Annotated in this window: 14 protein-coding genes and 1 other RNA gene; 14 read left to right on the top strand and 1 reads right to left on the bottom strand. The window is 39.8% G+C overall.

Annotated elements, in window-relative coordinates; genetic code table 11:
• Positions 1-31: 31 nt before the first annotated feature.
• Complete coding sequence (locus tag HMPREF2802_RS06015) at positions 32-298, bottom strand: hypothetical protein (protein WP_070503097.1); 267 nt, start codon at positions 296-298, stop codon at positions 32-34.
• A 284-nt stretch (positions 299-582) separates the two neighbouring features.
• Between HMPREF2802_RS06015 and HMPREF2802_RS06010 the strand changes: the two genes are divergently transcribed.
• From HMPREF2802_RS06010 to HMPREF2802_RS05945, 14 genes are all read left to right on the top strand, one after another.
• A complete protein-coding gene (locus HMPREF2802_RS06010) occupies positions 583-1,599 on the top strand; it encodes a sugar-binding transcriptional regulator (RefSeq protein WP_070503096.1) in 1,017 nt (338 codons plus the stop codon).
• Between the two features lie 64 nt (positions 1,600-1,663).
• Positions 1,664-2,671, top strand: coding sequence for a type I glyceraldehyde-3-phosphate dehydrogenase (gap, locus tag HMPREF2802_RS06005; protein ID WP_002472917.1), 1,008 nt, complete (start codon positions 1,664-1,666; stop codon positions 2,669-2,671).
• Positions 2,672-2,803: 132 nt separating this feature from the next.
• The gene (pgk, locus tag HMPREF2802_RS06000) at positions 2,804-3,994 is read left to right on the top strand and encodes a phosphoglycerate kinase (protein WP_070503095.1); all 1,191 of its coding nucleotides are present in this window, start codon (positions 2,804-2,806) and stop codon (positions 3,992-3,994) included.
• A 56-nt stretch (positions 3,995-4,050) separates the two neighbouring features.
• Positions 4,051-4,812: a triose-phosphate isomerase gene (tpiA, locus tag HMPREF2802_RS05995; protein ID WP_070503094.1), complete on the top strand. Its 762-nt coding sequence runs from the start codon at positions 4,051-4,053 to the stop codon at positions 4,810-4,812.
• A gap of 1 nt (position 4,813) precedes the next feature.
• Entirely contained in the window at positions 4,814-6,331 is a 1,518-nt protein-coding gene (gene gpmI, locus HMPREF2802_RS05990; RefSeq protein ID WP_070503093.1) for a 2,3-bisphosphoglycerate-independent phosphoglycerate mutase, read from the top strand.
• Positions 6,332-6,483: 152 nt separating this feature from the next.
• Positions 6,484-7,788, top strand: coding sequence for a surface-displayed alpha-enolase (eno, locus tag HMPREF2802_RS05985; RefSeq protein WP_070503092.1), 1,305 nt, complete (start codon positions 6,484-6,486; stop codon positions 7,786-7,788).
• 214 nt (positions 7,789-8,002) lie between these two features.
• A complete protein-coding gene (locus tag HMPREF2802_RS05980; protein WP_070503091.1) occupies positions 8,003-8,464 on the top strand; it encodes a hypothetical protein in 462 nt (153 codons plus the stop codon).
• A 68-nt stretch (positions 8,465-8,532) separates the two neighbouring features.
• Positions 8,533-8,766 (top strand): preprotein translocase subunit SecG, encoded by a 234-nt coding sequence (secG, locus tag HMPREF2802_RS05975; protein WP_002472922.1) that lies wholly within the window; start codon positions 8,533-8,535, stop codon positions 8,764-8,766.
• Positions 8,767-8,950: 184 nt separating this feature from the next.
• The gene (locus HMPREF2802_RS05970) at positions 8,951-9,697 is read left to right on the top strand and encodes an alpha/beta hydrolase (RefSeq protein WP_070503090.1); all 747 of its coding nucleotides are present in this window, start codon (positions 8,951-8,953) and stop codon (positions 9,695-9,697) included.
• Between the two features lie 42 nt (positions 9,698-9,739).
• Positions 9,740-12,118 (top strand): ribonuclease R, encoded by a 2,379-nt coding sequence (gene rnr / locus HMPREF2802_RS05965; protein WP_070503089.1) that lies wholly within the window; start codon positions 9,740-9,742, stop codon positions 12,116-12,118.
• 22 nt (positions 12,119-12,140) lie between these two features.
• Positions 12,141-12,611, top strand: coding sequence for an SsrA-binding protein SmpB (smpB, locus tag HMPREF2802_RS05960; protein ID WP_002472927.1), 471 nt, complete (start codon positions 12,141-12,143; stop codon positions 12,609-12,611).
• 185 nt (positions 12,612-12,796) lie between these two features.
• Positions 12,797-13,157, top strand: a transfer-messenger RNA (tmRNA) gene (ssrA, locus tag HMPREF2802_RS05955).
• A 189-nt stretch (positions 13,158-13,346) separates the two neighbouring features.
• Positions 13,347-13,472 (top strand): hypothetical protein, encoded by a 126-nt coding sequence (locus HMPREF2802_RS12320; protein WP_256277928.1) that lies wholly within the window; start codon positions 13,347-13,349, stop codon positions 13,470-13,472.
• Between the two features lie 331 nt (positions 13,473-13,803).
• A complete protein-coding gene (locus HMPREF2802_RS05945) occupies positions 13,804-14,421 on the top strand; it encodes a hypothetical protein (protein ID WP_070503087.1) in 618 nt (205 codons plus the stop codon).
• The last annotated feature ends 233 nt before the right edge of the window (positions 14,422-14,654 follow it).

Here is a 14,654-nt window from a genome sequence, read left to right as displayed (position 1 = left end):
ACATTCTTTTATCAACATTTTATCAGCCCTTTTAGATAAAATGTAAGAAGAAATTGAGTATAAAGGTTAATAGAATTGAAATGATGATTGAGAATAAACATCCACTCATGCATCCTGTACCCCCGCAACCGCCGTAGCGTTGAACGTAAATACGACGTCCACCATCCATATCGTCATTGTAATAGGGGTCACGTGTGTCTCGGTCGTGTTGATTTTTGAAATAATCGTCGTCTTTATAGCGACGATCTCCAGGTTCAATCACTTCCTGGTCCTGATAGTGTTTATTATCGTTAGCCATATGCTCACTTCCTTCTCATTTATTAGTTTACTTCATTACTAACCTTTTTTGCGTATTAGAAACCCTTTTTTATGTGTAAAATATGATTATTTATAACCTTTTGGGGTATTTAAAGGATAGAAGAAATTTTAAAGCAATCGAGATAATTCTTTTCCTTGCATTTTATAAATGTCAGGAGTAGTATACTAACTGTAAAGATAATATTTTTTTGTCCCACGAGGGACGTAATAAGTCAACCTAGGGTTAAACTTTGACCTACGTCGAATGATTGGAGGAGGATAGTAGTGCAAGATTTGATTAAAGTGCAACAAAGACTTGTTCCTGAACTTGTTGATAAGATGTACCGACGATTCTCAATTCTCACTACTATTGCTCATAAACAACCAGTTGGAAGACGTAGCTTGAGTGAAGCCATGGGTATTACAGAACGTGTCTTACGTTCGGAAACTAACGCTTTGAAACAGCAAGAGTTGATTAAAGTTAAACCGACAGGCATGGAGATTACGATGAAAGGTGAAGAAACGGTTCGCCAATTGAGTAATTACTTCAATGCTTACTCGGATAATCACCAGCTCGCCCAACTCATCAAAGAACAGTACGACATACAAGACGTCTTTGTAATTCCGGGCAATTCGGATAAAGAACAATCCGTGAAGATTGAGATGTCTAAACAAGCTGGTGAGATGGTTGAATCGATTCTATACGACGGTGCAGTTGTTTCCGTTACAGGTGGTTCAACGATGGCTTATGTCAGTAATGCCATGCACGAACAAGATTACAAAGTCTTCTTCGTGCCAGCTCGAGGCGGTTTAGGAGAGAATGTAGGCTATCAAGCTAATACCATCGCAGCAAGTATGGCGCAACAAACGAAAGGGGACTACACGACGTTGTACGTCCCGGATAACGTGAGCGAGTCAACATATCACTTGCTGATGGAAGAGCCTTCAGTTATCCAAACGTTAGACAAGATTAAGCAGTCAGACATTACGATACACGGCATTGGTGATGCGCTGAAGATGGCTGAACGACGCCAATCTTCTCAAGATGTAGTGAATAAACTTCAACATCACAATGCTGTAGGCGAAGCATTTGGGTATTACTTCGATGAACACGGAGAAGTCGTTCATCGTGTGAAGACAATTGGATTACAGTTGGAAGACTTGAAATCCAAATCGCATATCTACGCTGTAGCAGGCGGCGAATCGAAAGGTGAAGCGATTAAAGCTTATCTTGAAATCGCGCCGAAGAACACAGTGTTAATTACTGACGAAAGTGCAGCCCAAATGATTACACGCTCATGATTAAGGTTACAACAAAGTGACATTCACTTTTTTGAAAATATCATTTTAAAGGAGGCCATTATTTATGGCAGTTAAAGTAGCAATCAATGGTTTTGGAAGAATCGGACGTTTAGCATTTAGAAGAATTCAAGATGTAGAAGGCATCGATGTTGTTGCAGTTAACGATTTAACTGACGACGAAATGCTTGCTCATCTTCTAAAATACGACACTATGCAAGGTCGTTTCACAAGCGAAGTTGAAGTAATTGATGGTGGTTTCCGCGTAAATGGTAAAGAAGTGAAATCATTATCTGAAGCTGATCCAAGCAAATTACCTTGGAAAGACTTAGATATCGACGTTGTACTTGAATGTACAGGTTTATTCACTGAAAAAGAAAAAGCACACGCTCACATCGACGCTGGTGCTAAAAAAGTATTAATTTCTGCACCTGGTAAAGGTGACATGAAAACAATCGTTTATAACACAAACCACGATATCTTAGATGGTTCTGAAGAAATCGTTTCAGGTGCTTCATGTACTACAAACTCATTAGCACCAGTTGCGAAAGTATTCAACGACGAATTCGGTTTAGTAGAAGGTTTCATGACTACTATCCACGCATACACTGGTGACCAAAACACTCAAGACTCACCACACAAAAAAGGTGACAAACGCCGTGCTCGTGCAGCAGCTCAAAACATCATCCCTAACTCAACAGGTGCTGCGAAAGCAATCGGTTTAGTTATTCCTGAAATCGACGGTAAATTAGACGGTGGTGCGCAACGTGTACCAGTAGCTACAGGTTCATTAACTGAACTTACAGTAGTATTAGACAAAGACGTAACTATCGAAGACGTTAACCAAGCAATGAAAGACGCTTCAACTGAATCATTCGGTTACACTGAAGACGAAATCGTTTCTTCAGACGTAGTAGGTATGACTTACGGTTCATTATTCGATGCAACTCAAACTCGTGTAATGACAGTAGGTGACCGTCAATTAGTTAAAGTTGCAGCTTGGTACGACAACGAAATGTCTTACACTGCACAATTAGTACGTACTTTAGAACACTTAGCAAGCCAAAGTAAATAATTGCTAGAATACCAACAATAGGCCGTGCCTTTGTGCTATCATAGAATTGCAATAGGCTTAGGAGTAAGCGGGGAGCACAAGCGCTTCTCCGCTTATTTTTACTTTATGTTCCATTAAGAGGAGGAAGTTCATATGGCAAAGAAAATTGTTTCTGACTTAGATTTGAAAGGCAAAACTGTACTTGTACGTGCTGATTTCAACGTACCTATGAAAGATGGGGAAATTACGGATGATAACCGTATCGTTCAAGCGTTGCCAACAATTAAACACATCATCAAAGAAGGCGGTAAAGTCGTACTCTTCTCTCATTTAGGTAAAGTGAAAGAAGAAAGTGACAAAGAAAGTTTAACGCTTGCACCTATCGCTAAAGATTTATCTTCTAAACTCGATCAAGACGTGACTTTCGTACCTGAAACACGTGGAGAGAAACTTGAACAAGCTATCAAAGACCTTAACGAAGGCGATGTATTGCTCGTTCAAAATACACGTTTCGAAGATTTAGATGGTAAGAAAGAGTCTAAGAATGATCCAGAACTCGGTAAATACTGGGCTTCTTTAGGCGATGTATTTGTTAATGACGCATTCGGTACAGCTCACCGTAAACATGCTTCCAACGTAGGTATCGCATCCAACTTAGAAACAGCTGCAGGTTTCCTTATGGACAAAGAAATCCAATACATTGGTGGGGTAGTTGAGAACCCTGACAAACCTGTAGTGGCTATTCTCGGTGGAGCTAAAGTGTCTGATAAGATCAACGTGATTACAAACCTTTTAAATATAGCTGAAAAGGTACTTATCGGCGGCGGTATGGCTTACACATTCTTAAAAGCACAAGGTAAAGAAATCGGCCAATCACTTCTTGAAGAAGATAAGATTGATTTCGCTAAAGAATTGCTCGACAAATCAGGTGACCAAATCGTGCTACCTGTAGATGTTAAAGCAGCTTCTGAATTCTCTAACGATGCAGATATTCAAGAAGTTTCTGTAGATGATATTCCAGCAGACAGAGAAGCACTTGATATCGGACCTAAGACAGTAGAGTTATTCAAACAACAACTCGAAGGTGCGCATACAGTAGTATGGAACGGACCTATGGGTGTATTCGAATTGAGCAACTTTGCTAAAGGTACGATTGGTGTTTGCGAAGCGATTGCTGAGTTGAAAGATGCGAACACAATTATCGGTGGCGGTGACTCAGCTGCAGCAGCTAGTTCTTTAGGCTATGGAGACAAATTCAGCCACATCTCAACTGGTGGCGGTGCATCATTAGAATACTTAGAGGGTAAAGATTTACCAGGTATTGATGCAATTAACGATAAATAAGATATTAATTTGAACTCATTTTACCAATAAGATAATGATTAAATGGAGTGATAATAATGAGAAAACCAATCATAGCAGGTAACTGGAAGATGAATAAGACAGTTCAAGAAGCGAAAGATTTCGTTAATGAACTACCTACATTACCAGATACTGACAAAGTTGAATCTGTGATTTGTGCACCAACGATCCAACTCGACGCTTTAATCACTTTAGTTAAGGAAGGCAAAGCTGAAGGATTGAAGATCGGTGCGCAAAACGCTTACTACGAAGATAGCGGTGCGTTCACAGGCGAAACATCTCCTGTCGCATTAGCAGACTTAGGTGTGCAATACGTTGTCATCGGTCACTCAGAACGCCGTGACATCTTCCATGAGACAGACGAAGAAGTGAACAAGAAAGCACATGCGGTATTCAACCACGGTATGACGCCAATCATCTGTGTAGGTGAATCAGATGAACAACGTGAAAGTGGTAAAGCGAACGAAGTTGTAGGAAACCAAGTGAAAAAAGCAGTTGAAGGCTTATCTGACGACCAATTACGTGAAGTTGTTATCGCTTATGAACCTGTATGGGCAATCGGTACAGGTAAATCTTCAAATGCTGATGATGCCAATGAAATGTGCGCGCACGTGCGTCAAACACTTGCAGATCTTTCTAGCAAAGATGTTGCTGAAGCAGTTCGTATTCAATACGGCGGTAGTGTTAAACCGCATAACATTGAAGAATATATGGGTAAAAGTGACATCGACGGCGCTTTAGTTGGCGGTGCGTCACTTAAAGTAGACGACTTTATGAAATTGTTAGAAGGTGCAAAGTAATATGGCTAAGCAACCTACAGCTCTCATCATCTTAGATGGTTTCGCTAACCGTGAAAGTGAACACGGTAATGCGGTGAAACAAGCACATAAACCAAACTTTGATCGTTACTACAATCAATATCCAACGACACAAATTGAGGCAAGCGGTTTAGATGTCGGCTTGCCTGAAGGTCAAATGGGTAACTCTGAAGTCGGCCACATGAACATTGGTGCCGGACGTATTGTTTATCAAAGTTTAACGCGTATCAATAAATCTATTGAAGATGGCGATTTCTACGACAATAAAGTGTTAAACGAAGCAGTCGACCATGTGAAGAAGAACGACTCAGCTTTACACGTGTTTGGTTTGCTGTCTGATGGTGGTGTACACAGTCACTACAAACACTTATTTGCGATTCTTAAATTAGCTCAACAACAAGGTGTCGACAAAGTTTATGTTCACGCTTTCCTAGATGGTCGTGACGTAGATCAGAAATCAGCCCTCACTTATATCGACGAGACAGAGCGTCAATTTAAAGAGATTGGCGTAGGTCAATTTGCTTCTGTTTCTGGTCGTTATTATGCGATGGATCGCGATAAACGTTGGGATCGTGAAGAGAAAGCGTACAATGCGATTCGCAACTTTGACGGACCAACGTTTGCTTCTGCTAAAGAAGGTGTAGAAGCGAATTATGCGAATGACGTTACAGACGAATTCGTTGAGCCATTTATCGTTGAAGGTCAGAACAATGGTGTGAATGATGGCGATGCGGTCATCTTCTATAACTTCCGTCCTGACAGAGCAGCGCAACTATCTGAAATCTTCACTGACAAAGCATTTGATGGCTTTAAAGTTGAACAAGTTAAAGATCTGTACTACGCGACTTTTACTAAGTACAACGATAATGTTGATGCTGAAATTGTGTTTGAAAAGGTTGATTTACACAACACAATTGGTGAAGTTGCTCAAAATAACGGTTTGAAGCAGTTACGTATTGCTGAAACTGAGAAATATCCTCATGTGACGTACTTCATGAGTGGTGGACGTAATGACGAATTCGAAGGTGAACGTCGTCGTCTCATCGATTCACCGAAAGTCGCAACGTACGACTTGAAACCAGAAATGAGTGCGTACGAAGTTAAAGACGCGCTGCTAGAAGAGTTGGATCAAGGTGATTTAGATTTAATCCTACTCAACTTTGCTAACCCTGACATGGTAGGGCACAGTGGTATGTTAGAACCGACAATTAAAGCGATTGAAGCGGTCGACGAATGTCTCGGCGAAGTCGTTGATAAGATCATTGACATGGGTGGTCACGCAATTATCACAGCTGACCACGGTAACTCTGATATGGTCTTAACCGACGATGATGAACCGATGACAACACATACGACGAACCCAGTACCAGTCATTGTTACTAAAGAAGGTGTCACTTTAAGAGAGACAGGTCGTCTTGGTGACTTGGCACCTACTTTATTAGATTTACTCAATGTGAAACAGCCAGAAGAAATGACGGGTGAATCACTGATTAATCATTAAATTTGCAAGGTGGTAAAAGGTGCGTTTTTATCTTAGCCTTACGTGCCTTTTGCCCGTGCTTATGCAATGATTAAAACATTTTATAAATCTGCAGATAGAGATTATAATGTAAGTGAACAATTAGAAAACCACTGACAAAGGAGATTATACACATGCCAATTATTACTGATGTATATGCTCGCGAAGTCTTAGACTCACGCGGCAACCCAACTGTTGAAGTCGAAGTTCTTACTGAGAGTGGCGCATTTGGTCGTGCACTCGTACCTTCAGGTGCTTCTACAGGTGAACACGAAGCAGTTGAATTACGTGATGGCGACAAAAATCGTTACTCAGGTAAAGGTGTTCAAAAAGCAGTAGAGAACGTGAACGAAGTCATCGCACCTGAAATTGTTGAAGGTGAATTCTCAGTTATCGATCAAGTATCTATCGATAAAATGATGATTCAATTAGACGGCACTGATAACAAAGGTAAACTCGGTGCGAACGCAATTCTTGGTGTATCTATCGCAGTTGCACGTGCAGCAGCGGAATACACTGATCAACCACTTTACAAATACTTAGGTGGATTTAACGGTAAACAATTACCAGTACCTATGATGAACATTGTTAACGGTGGTTCTCACTCAGACGCACCGGTTGCTTTCCAAGAATTTATGATTTTACCTGTAGGTGCTGAATCATTTAAAGAATCTTTACGTTGGGGTGCTGAAATCTTCCACCAACTTAAAGCGATTCTTAAAGACCGCGGTTTAGAAACTGCAGTAGGTGACGAAGGTGGTTTCGCTCCGAAATTCAAAGGAACTGAAGATGCAGTTGAAACAATCATGGAAGCAATCAAAGCTGTTAACTTAGAACCAGGTAAAGATGTGTACTTAGGCTTTGACTGTGCATCATCTGAATTCTACGAAAACGGTGTATATGACTACACTAAATTCGAAGGAGAAAATGGTGCGAAACGTTCTGCAGAAGAACAAGTAGATTATCTTGAAGAATTAATCAACAAATATCCAATCATCTCTATTGAAGATGGTATGGATGAAAATGACTGGGACGGTTGGAAAGTATTGACTGACCGCATCGGTGACCGTGTTCAATTAGTAGGTGACGACTTATTCGTTACTAACACAGTGAAATTGGCTGAAGGTATCGAAAAAGGTATCGGTAACTCAATCTTAATCAAAGTAAACCAAATCGGTACGTTAACTGAAACATTTGATGCGATTGAAATGGCTCAAAAAGCAGGCTACACTGCAGTTGTATCTCACCGTTCTGGTGAAACTGAAGATACTACAATTGCTGACATTGCAGTTGCTACAAACGCTGGCCAAATCAAGACAGGTTCTCTTTCAAGAACAGATCGTATTGCAAAATACAATCAATTATTACGTATCGAAGATGAACTTTACGAAACTGCTAAATTTGATGGTATTAAATCATTCTATAACTTAGAAAAATAATTTAACTCACATGTTATGAGTTCACGCGCTTAGTTTAGCCGGGGTTGTTATCAACCCCGGCTTTTTATATGCAAGCGAAAGTCAAAACATTGAAAATTAAGTAATTTTATTTAGGCTAATCCCTAGCACTAACAATAACCCAGGTAACGATACCGCCCAGTCCACAAAAATGTTATAATAAGCGATGATAATAATAGAGAGGATAGATACCCAAATGAATGATAACCCTAGTCTAAAGGAAATAAAGACCGGTAAGTTAATAGCTTATAGCTCAGTCATTCTGGCTATCTTATACGCCATCCATCTATTTGTCGTCTTAGATGAGAGTGTCGTGAAACAAATGTGGTTAGACCAAGGTCATAAGCCAGGCGACAACGGTATCGGAACTATCTTAAATAGCTTTCGTTTCACTGGCGTGATGTACGTGCTTGCTTACTTGGCAGGTGTCGTAGCGATTTGGTACCGTCATCCTTATCTGTGGTGGTTTATGTTCGCAGTTTATATCTCAAACATTTTATACACGTTAGTCAATATCGGGGCAGTCTATCACGCGATTAACGAAACGAAGTCATGGATTGCCACTGTGCCACTCACAATTGTGATGATTGTTTCACTTGTGCTGGCGATTTATATGCTTGTCGTATCTATTAAGCGTAAAAGTACTTTTAATCGCTAGAGGATTGATATTATCAGAGCGCATGTGCTATAATGCATTGCGTATATAATGATCGGAGGACAATTTGTATGCATACATTAATGATAGTTCTATTAATTGTAGATTGTATTGCATTAGTAACTGTTGTGTTACTCCAAGAAGGTAAAAGTAATGGACTTTCAGGCGCGATTAGTGGTGGTGCTGAGCAGTTATTTGGTAAACAAAAGCAACGCGGTGTCGATTTATTCTTGCATAGATTAACGATTATACTATCAGTCATATTCTTCTTGATTATGATTGCAATTAGTTACTTTGGCCTATAAGTAATACGACAGATGGATTGCGTACTTATAGGAGTATAGCCTTATAGAGAGGCCGAGTCCGACGATGTGAAAGTCGGGCTTTTTTATTTTACAATAGAGAGTAAGTGTTAGCGTGTTGCACATATCGCACCGGGCAGAGATAACGCTTGCTTACGACGTTTTTAAACGAAGGGAAAGATCAATCATGAATATTAAATTACCGCAACCTTTCTTCTTTGAGGAAGGAAAGAGAGCTGTACTCTTACTTCACGGTTTCACGGGAAGTTCTGCAGACGTCAGACAACTTGGACGTATGCTTCAGAAGAAAGGCTATACGTGCTATGCACCGCAATACGAAGGCCATGGTGCGCCACCTGAAGAAATTCTGAAATCAAGTCCACATGTATGGTTTAAAGATGTCCTAGACGCTTATGACGAACTCGTTGATAAAGGCTACGATGAAATCGCAGTCGCTGGATTGTCACTCGGAGGTTGCTATGCGCTTAAATTAAGCTTAAATAGAGATGTAAAGGGTATTGTAACCATGTGTTCTCCTATGTATATTAAGACAGAAGGATCTATGTTTGATGGTGTGTTAAAATACGCACGCCAATTTAAACAATACGAAGGTAAAGACGAGCAGACAATTGACCAAGAGATGCAGTCTTTCAAACCAACTTCTACGTTGAAAGAACTTCAAGGTCAAATTCAAGATATACGTGAGCACGTAGATGAAGTATTAGACCCGTTACTTGTCATTCAGGCTGAACAAGACGAGATGATCAATCCGGATTCCGCAAACATTATATACAACGAAACAGATACAGATGAAGATGAAAAAGATATAAAATGGTATGCGAATTCAGGTCATGTCATTACAATCGATAAAGAGAAAGAAGCGGTCTTTGAAGAAGTCTATCGTTTCTTAGAATCTTTAGATTGGACTGAATAACGAGAATTTAATTTTATAACAATATAAGAAAGGAGGGGCATGATGAATTTAAAGCAATCCATTGAAGATATTATTCAACGACCGGACTATGAACCGATGTCCGTGTCAGACTTTCAAGACGAACTCGGACTAGATACAGCTGAATCTTTCAGAGATTTAATCAAGATTCTAGTCGAATTAGAACAATCAGGTTTAGTTGAAAGAACACGAACTGACCGCTATAAACGTAAAGAAGCCTCTACGCCGAAACAAGGCGAATTGATTAGAGGGAAGTTAAGTCAGAATAGACGAGGGTTTGCATTCCTGCGCCCTGAGGATAAGGATATGGACGATATCTTTATTCCACCGACTAAGATAAATTACGCGTTGGACGGCGATACTGTGCTTGTAGAACTGCACAATTCGAAAGGGGAGCATCGTGGCAAACTCGAAGGTGAAGTGAAATCTATCGAGAAACACAATGTGACTCAAGTCGTTGGTACGTTTAGCGAAGCGCGTCATTTCGGGTTCGTCATTCCTGATGATAAACGTATCACTCAAGACATTTTTATCCCGAAAGGTGCACATCTAGGCGCCGTAGATGGTCATAAAGTGCTCGTACAAATCACGAAATATGCGGATAGTACGGATAATCCAGAAGGTCAAATTTCGGCGATTCTAGGGCATAAGAACGACCCTGGCGTAGATATCTTATCCATTATCTATCAACACGGAATCGAAATCGACTTCCCTGACGAAGTGCTTGAGGAAGCGAAACATGTTCCGGAAGAGATTGATGCCGATGAGATGAAAGGCCGTCGTGATTTACGTGATGAACTCACGATTACGATTGACGGCGCAGATGCGAAAGACTTGGACGACGCGATTGCCGTGAAGAAATTGGATAACGGTCATACGCAGCTCACAGTCAGCATTGCCGACGTAAGTTATTACGTGACAGAAGGCTCTGAGCTCGACGCTGAGGCATATGATCGCGCGACGAGTGTGTATCTCGTAGACCGCGTAATTCCGATGATTCCACACCGTTTGAGTAACGGCATTTGTTCGTTGAATCCTAATGTCGACCGTCTGACGTTAAGTTGTCGTATGGAAATCGATGAGCGTGGCGATGTTGTGAAACATGAGATCTTTGATAGTGTCATCCATTCTGATTACCGTATGACTTATGACGATGTGAATAAAATCATTACAGACCATGACCCAGAAACACGTGAACAATATCGTGAACTCGTTCCAATGTTAGACTTGGCAAAAGACTTGTCTCAACGACTAATTGCGATGAGAAAACGCCGTGGTGAAATCGACTTCGATATCGATGAAGCGAAAGTCTTCGTAGATGAAGATGGTGTTCCTAAAGATATTCAAGTGCGTCATCGTGGCGATGGTGAACGTCTGATTGAATCATTCATGTTAGCGGCGAACGAAACGATTGCAGAACACTTTGATCGTCAGAATCTACCATTTATTTACCGTGTTCACGAACAACCGAAATCAGATCGTTTACGTCAATTCTTTGATTTTATCACTAATTTCGGTATTATGATTCGAGGTACTGGCGAAGATATCCATCCTTCAACACTTCAAGATATTCAAGAAGAAGTGGAAGGTAAGCCAGAACAAATGGTCATTTCAACGATGATGTTACGTTCTATGCAACAAGCACGTTATGATGATGCGAACCTTGGACACTTCGGTTTATCAGCCGAATACTATACGCATTTCACATCTCCAATCCGTCGTTACCCAGACTTGATTGTCCATCGCTTAATACGCAAATATTTGATTGAGCAGTCTATGGATGATGAGGAGTTACGCGATTGGAAAGAGCGTTTGCCAGAAATTGCTGAGCATACGTCAGATCGTGAACGCCGCGCAATTGAAGCTGAACGCGATACTGATGAGTTGAAGAAAGCCGAATTTATGGTGCAACACATTGGCGAAGAATTCGAAGGTATCATTAGCTCTGTGGCCAACTTTGGTATGTTTGTCGAATTGCCAAACACAGTTGAAGGTATGGTACACATCGCGAACATGACGGACGATTACTATAACTTTGACGAACGTCAAATGGCACTGATTGGTGAACGCCAAGCGAAAGTCTTCAGAATTGGTGATCCAGTCAAAGTGAAAGTGATTAACGTCGATGTCGATGAGCGCATGATTGATTTCCAAATCATCGGTATGCCGTTGCCGAAGTCTCAAACGACTCAGAGACCTGCGAGAGGTAAGACGATTCAAGCCAAGACGAGAGGCAAGTCATTAGATCAAGGTAAAGATAATAAGGGTAAAAAGAAAAAGCATAAGCAACGCAAAGGTAAGAATGCACGTCGAAGAGAGAAACAAGGTAAGGGCAACACAAACCACAAACCCTTTTACAAAGCGAAGAAAGTGAAGAAAAAAGCACGTAAGAAGAAAAAGTAATGCAATGAAGAGGTGAAACAGTATGGCGAAAAAGAAGAAAACATCTCCCGGTACGCTAGCGGTCAATCGTAAAGCGCGTCACGATTTCAATATCGAAAGTACGATTGAAGCGGGCATTGTATTAAAAGGTACTGAAATTAAATCGATTCGACGTGGAAGTGCAAACTTGAAAGATAGTTATGCGCAAGTGAAGAAAGGTGAAATGTGGTTACAGAACATGCATATCGCTCCTTATGAGGAAGGAAACCAATTTAACCATGATCCACGTCGTTCGCGTAAGCTCTTGTTGCACCAACGTGAAATTAATAAGATCGGTGAACAAACGCGCGAAGTCGGCTACTCTATCGTTCCGTTAAAGCTCTATTTGAAGCGCGGTAACTGTAAAGTGCTGCTCGGTATCGCCCGAGGTAAGAAGAAATATGATAAGCGTCAAGCGTTGAAAGAGAAAGCGATGAAACGTGACGTTGATAGAGCACTGAAAGCGCGTTACTAAGCGCACGAACCACAATCAGAGTTGTTGCCAAACCGATTGTGGTTTGATATGATAATATGTGCTTTCTGTTTAGGGGAGTAGGTGAAATGTTGCATAGTAGCGTTGAATAGAGGCGCGGAGAAGCGGCGTGATGACCATATATCTCTGAAATAACAGAAAGTACATGTCTTCCAATTTAATATTACGGGGGCGTTCTTGGATTCGACAGGGGTCCCCCGAGCTTATTAAGCGTGTCGGAGGGCTGTCTCCGTCATCAACACATTCAGTTAATAATAACTGGCAAATCAAACGATAATTTAGCAGTAGCTGCATAATAGCCACTGCATCGCCTAACAGCATTTCCTATGTGCTGTTAACGCGATTCAACCCTAATAGGATACGCTGGGCACTGCCGTTTGAAGTCTGCCTAGAAGAGATTCAATCAAACTAGCATCATGTTGGTTGTCTGTTCCCTAGCATGATGTGAAATTCTCGAATAGACTACACACGTAGAAAGATTTGTATCAGGACCTCTGGACGCGGGTTCAAATCCCGCCGCCTCCATACATAAAGCCTATTTTTATGCGGTTTTAAGATAGCAAGTGTCAAAAAAGTGTCAAGAGAATAATTCTCTGACACGATGACCTTGCTTTTTTAATGTAAAATTGGCTAACCGCTTATGATTGAGAATGCCGTTACGACGTCGTTTTTTGTTTTGGGAGAGTAGATGGAGATGGGAGGAGGGAAGTTTTGAATATGACGGAAGAAGTTTATTCTGCACCTATAGCACAAACCCAATATAAAGTGAATAAGAGGCGTTGTGGTCGTCCTTCAAAACTAACCGAAACGCTAGCACGGCTCATTCAACGTCATTTGAAGTAGGTATAAGATAATCTTTAATAAAGGGCGATTTAATTTATATAAAAAAATGCTTGAGTATACGGAAGGAGAGACTTATAATTAGAGTACTATGAAAGATGGAGAACTAGTAAACTTAGTTATACTTTTAAACTATAAGAAAAGATGTGATAAGAATGGCAACTAAAAGTTTTACAACAGAGTATAAATTTACATCTAAATCTGTGCCTAAACTACTCAAGGCAATAGAGAAGCAAGAAAATCCGATGTCCTCAATTAAAAGAAAGAGTAACAATAAATTTATTGTTACTACTAACAAAAAGAGAATAGATGCAATATTAGAAAGCTATAAATAATGACTTTAGAAATTATTGCATTAACAGATCTTCTTGAAAGCGAAAATACCAATAATTTATTGGTTCAAAAAATCTTAGATTCTTTTCAATCAATTCGTGTTACTGGTAGTGATGAAGCTCATGATATAGAAAGTTTTATTAAGAAGAACGCTATTTTATTTAACAGGACAGGTATTGCTAGTACACATTTAATATTTAGTAGTTATAAGAAAAAGCCAATACTTGTTGCATATTTTACGATTGCGAATAAAGAGTTATGTATTCCAAAAAAGAGCTTACAAAGACTATCGAAAACTTTACAGAAAAAAGTTAAACAACGAGCAATATTTGTCGAAGAAACCTCTGTTTATAAAATAAGTGCTTTTTTAATAGGCCAATTAGGTAAAAATTATACTACTGAAGCATTAAGAGCTTGTAATATAAATGGTGCAGATACCTTAGATGCAGCATTAAATATAGTTCTAAATGCTAAAAGAATAGTCGGCGGTTCATTTGTTTGGGTGGAATATGAAAATAATGAAAAATTAAGAAGCTTATATAAAGAGTATGGATTTGTTGAAATTCCTGATTTTGTTTCTCCAAATAAACTCAAACTAGCTATAAAACAAATAAAGTAAAATAGAAACTAAGACATTTATATATAGTATATTAATTGAAATGATTTTGGACATTTATCAAACTGGACTGGTAAACCTATATAAGAGCTTGAACGATATAATTTCGTTTAAGCTCTTTTTTAAGATAAATTTAGTTTAGAAGAATTTAAGACAAAAAATATTCGATAGATTTTATTATTAAGTTAGCCCATTAAATGTATGAAAAACGCACCAAGCAACGAATAAAGTTACTT

Source organism: Staphylococcus sp. HMSC071G07 (assembly GCF_001811435.1).
Taxonomy (GTDB): domain Bacteria; phylum Bacillota; class Bacilli; order Staphylococcales; family Staphylococcaceae; genus Staphylococcus; species Staphylococcus pettenkoferi.
The sequence above is the reverse complement of the archived record's forward strand: the minus strand, read 5'-3'. Positions and strand labels throughout refer to the sequence as shown.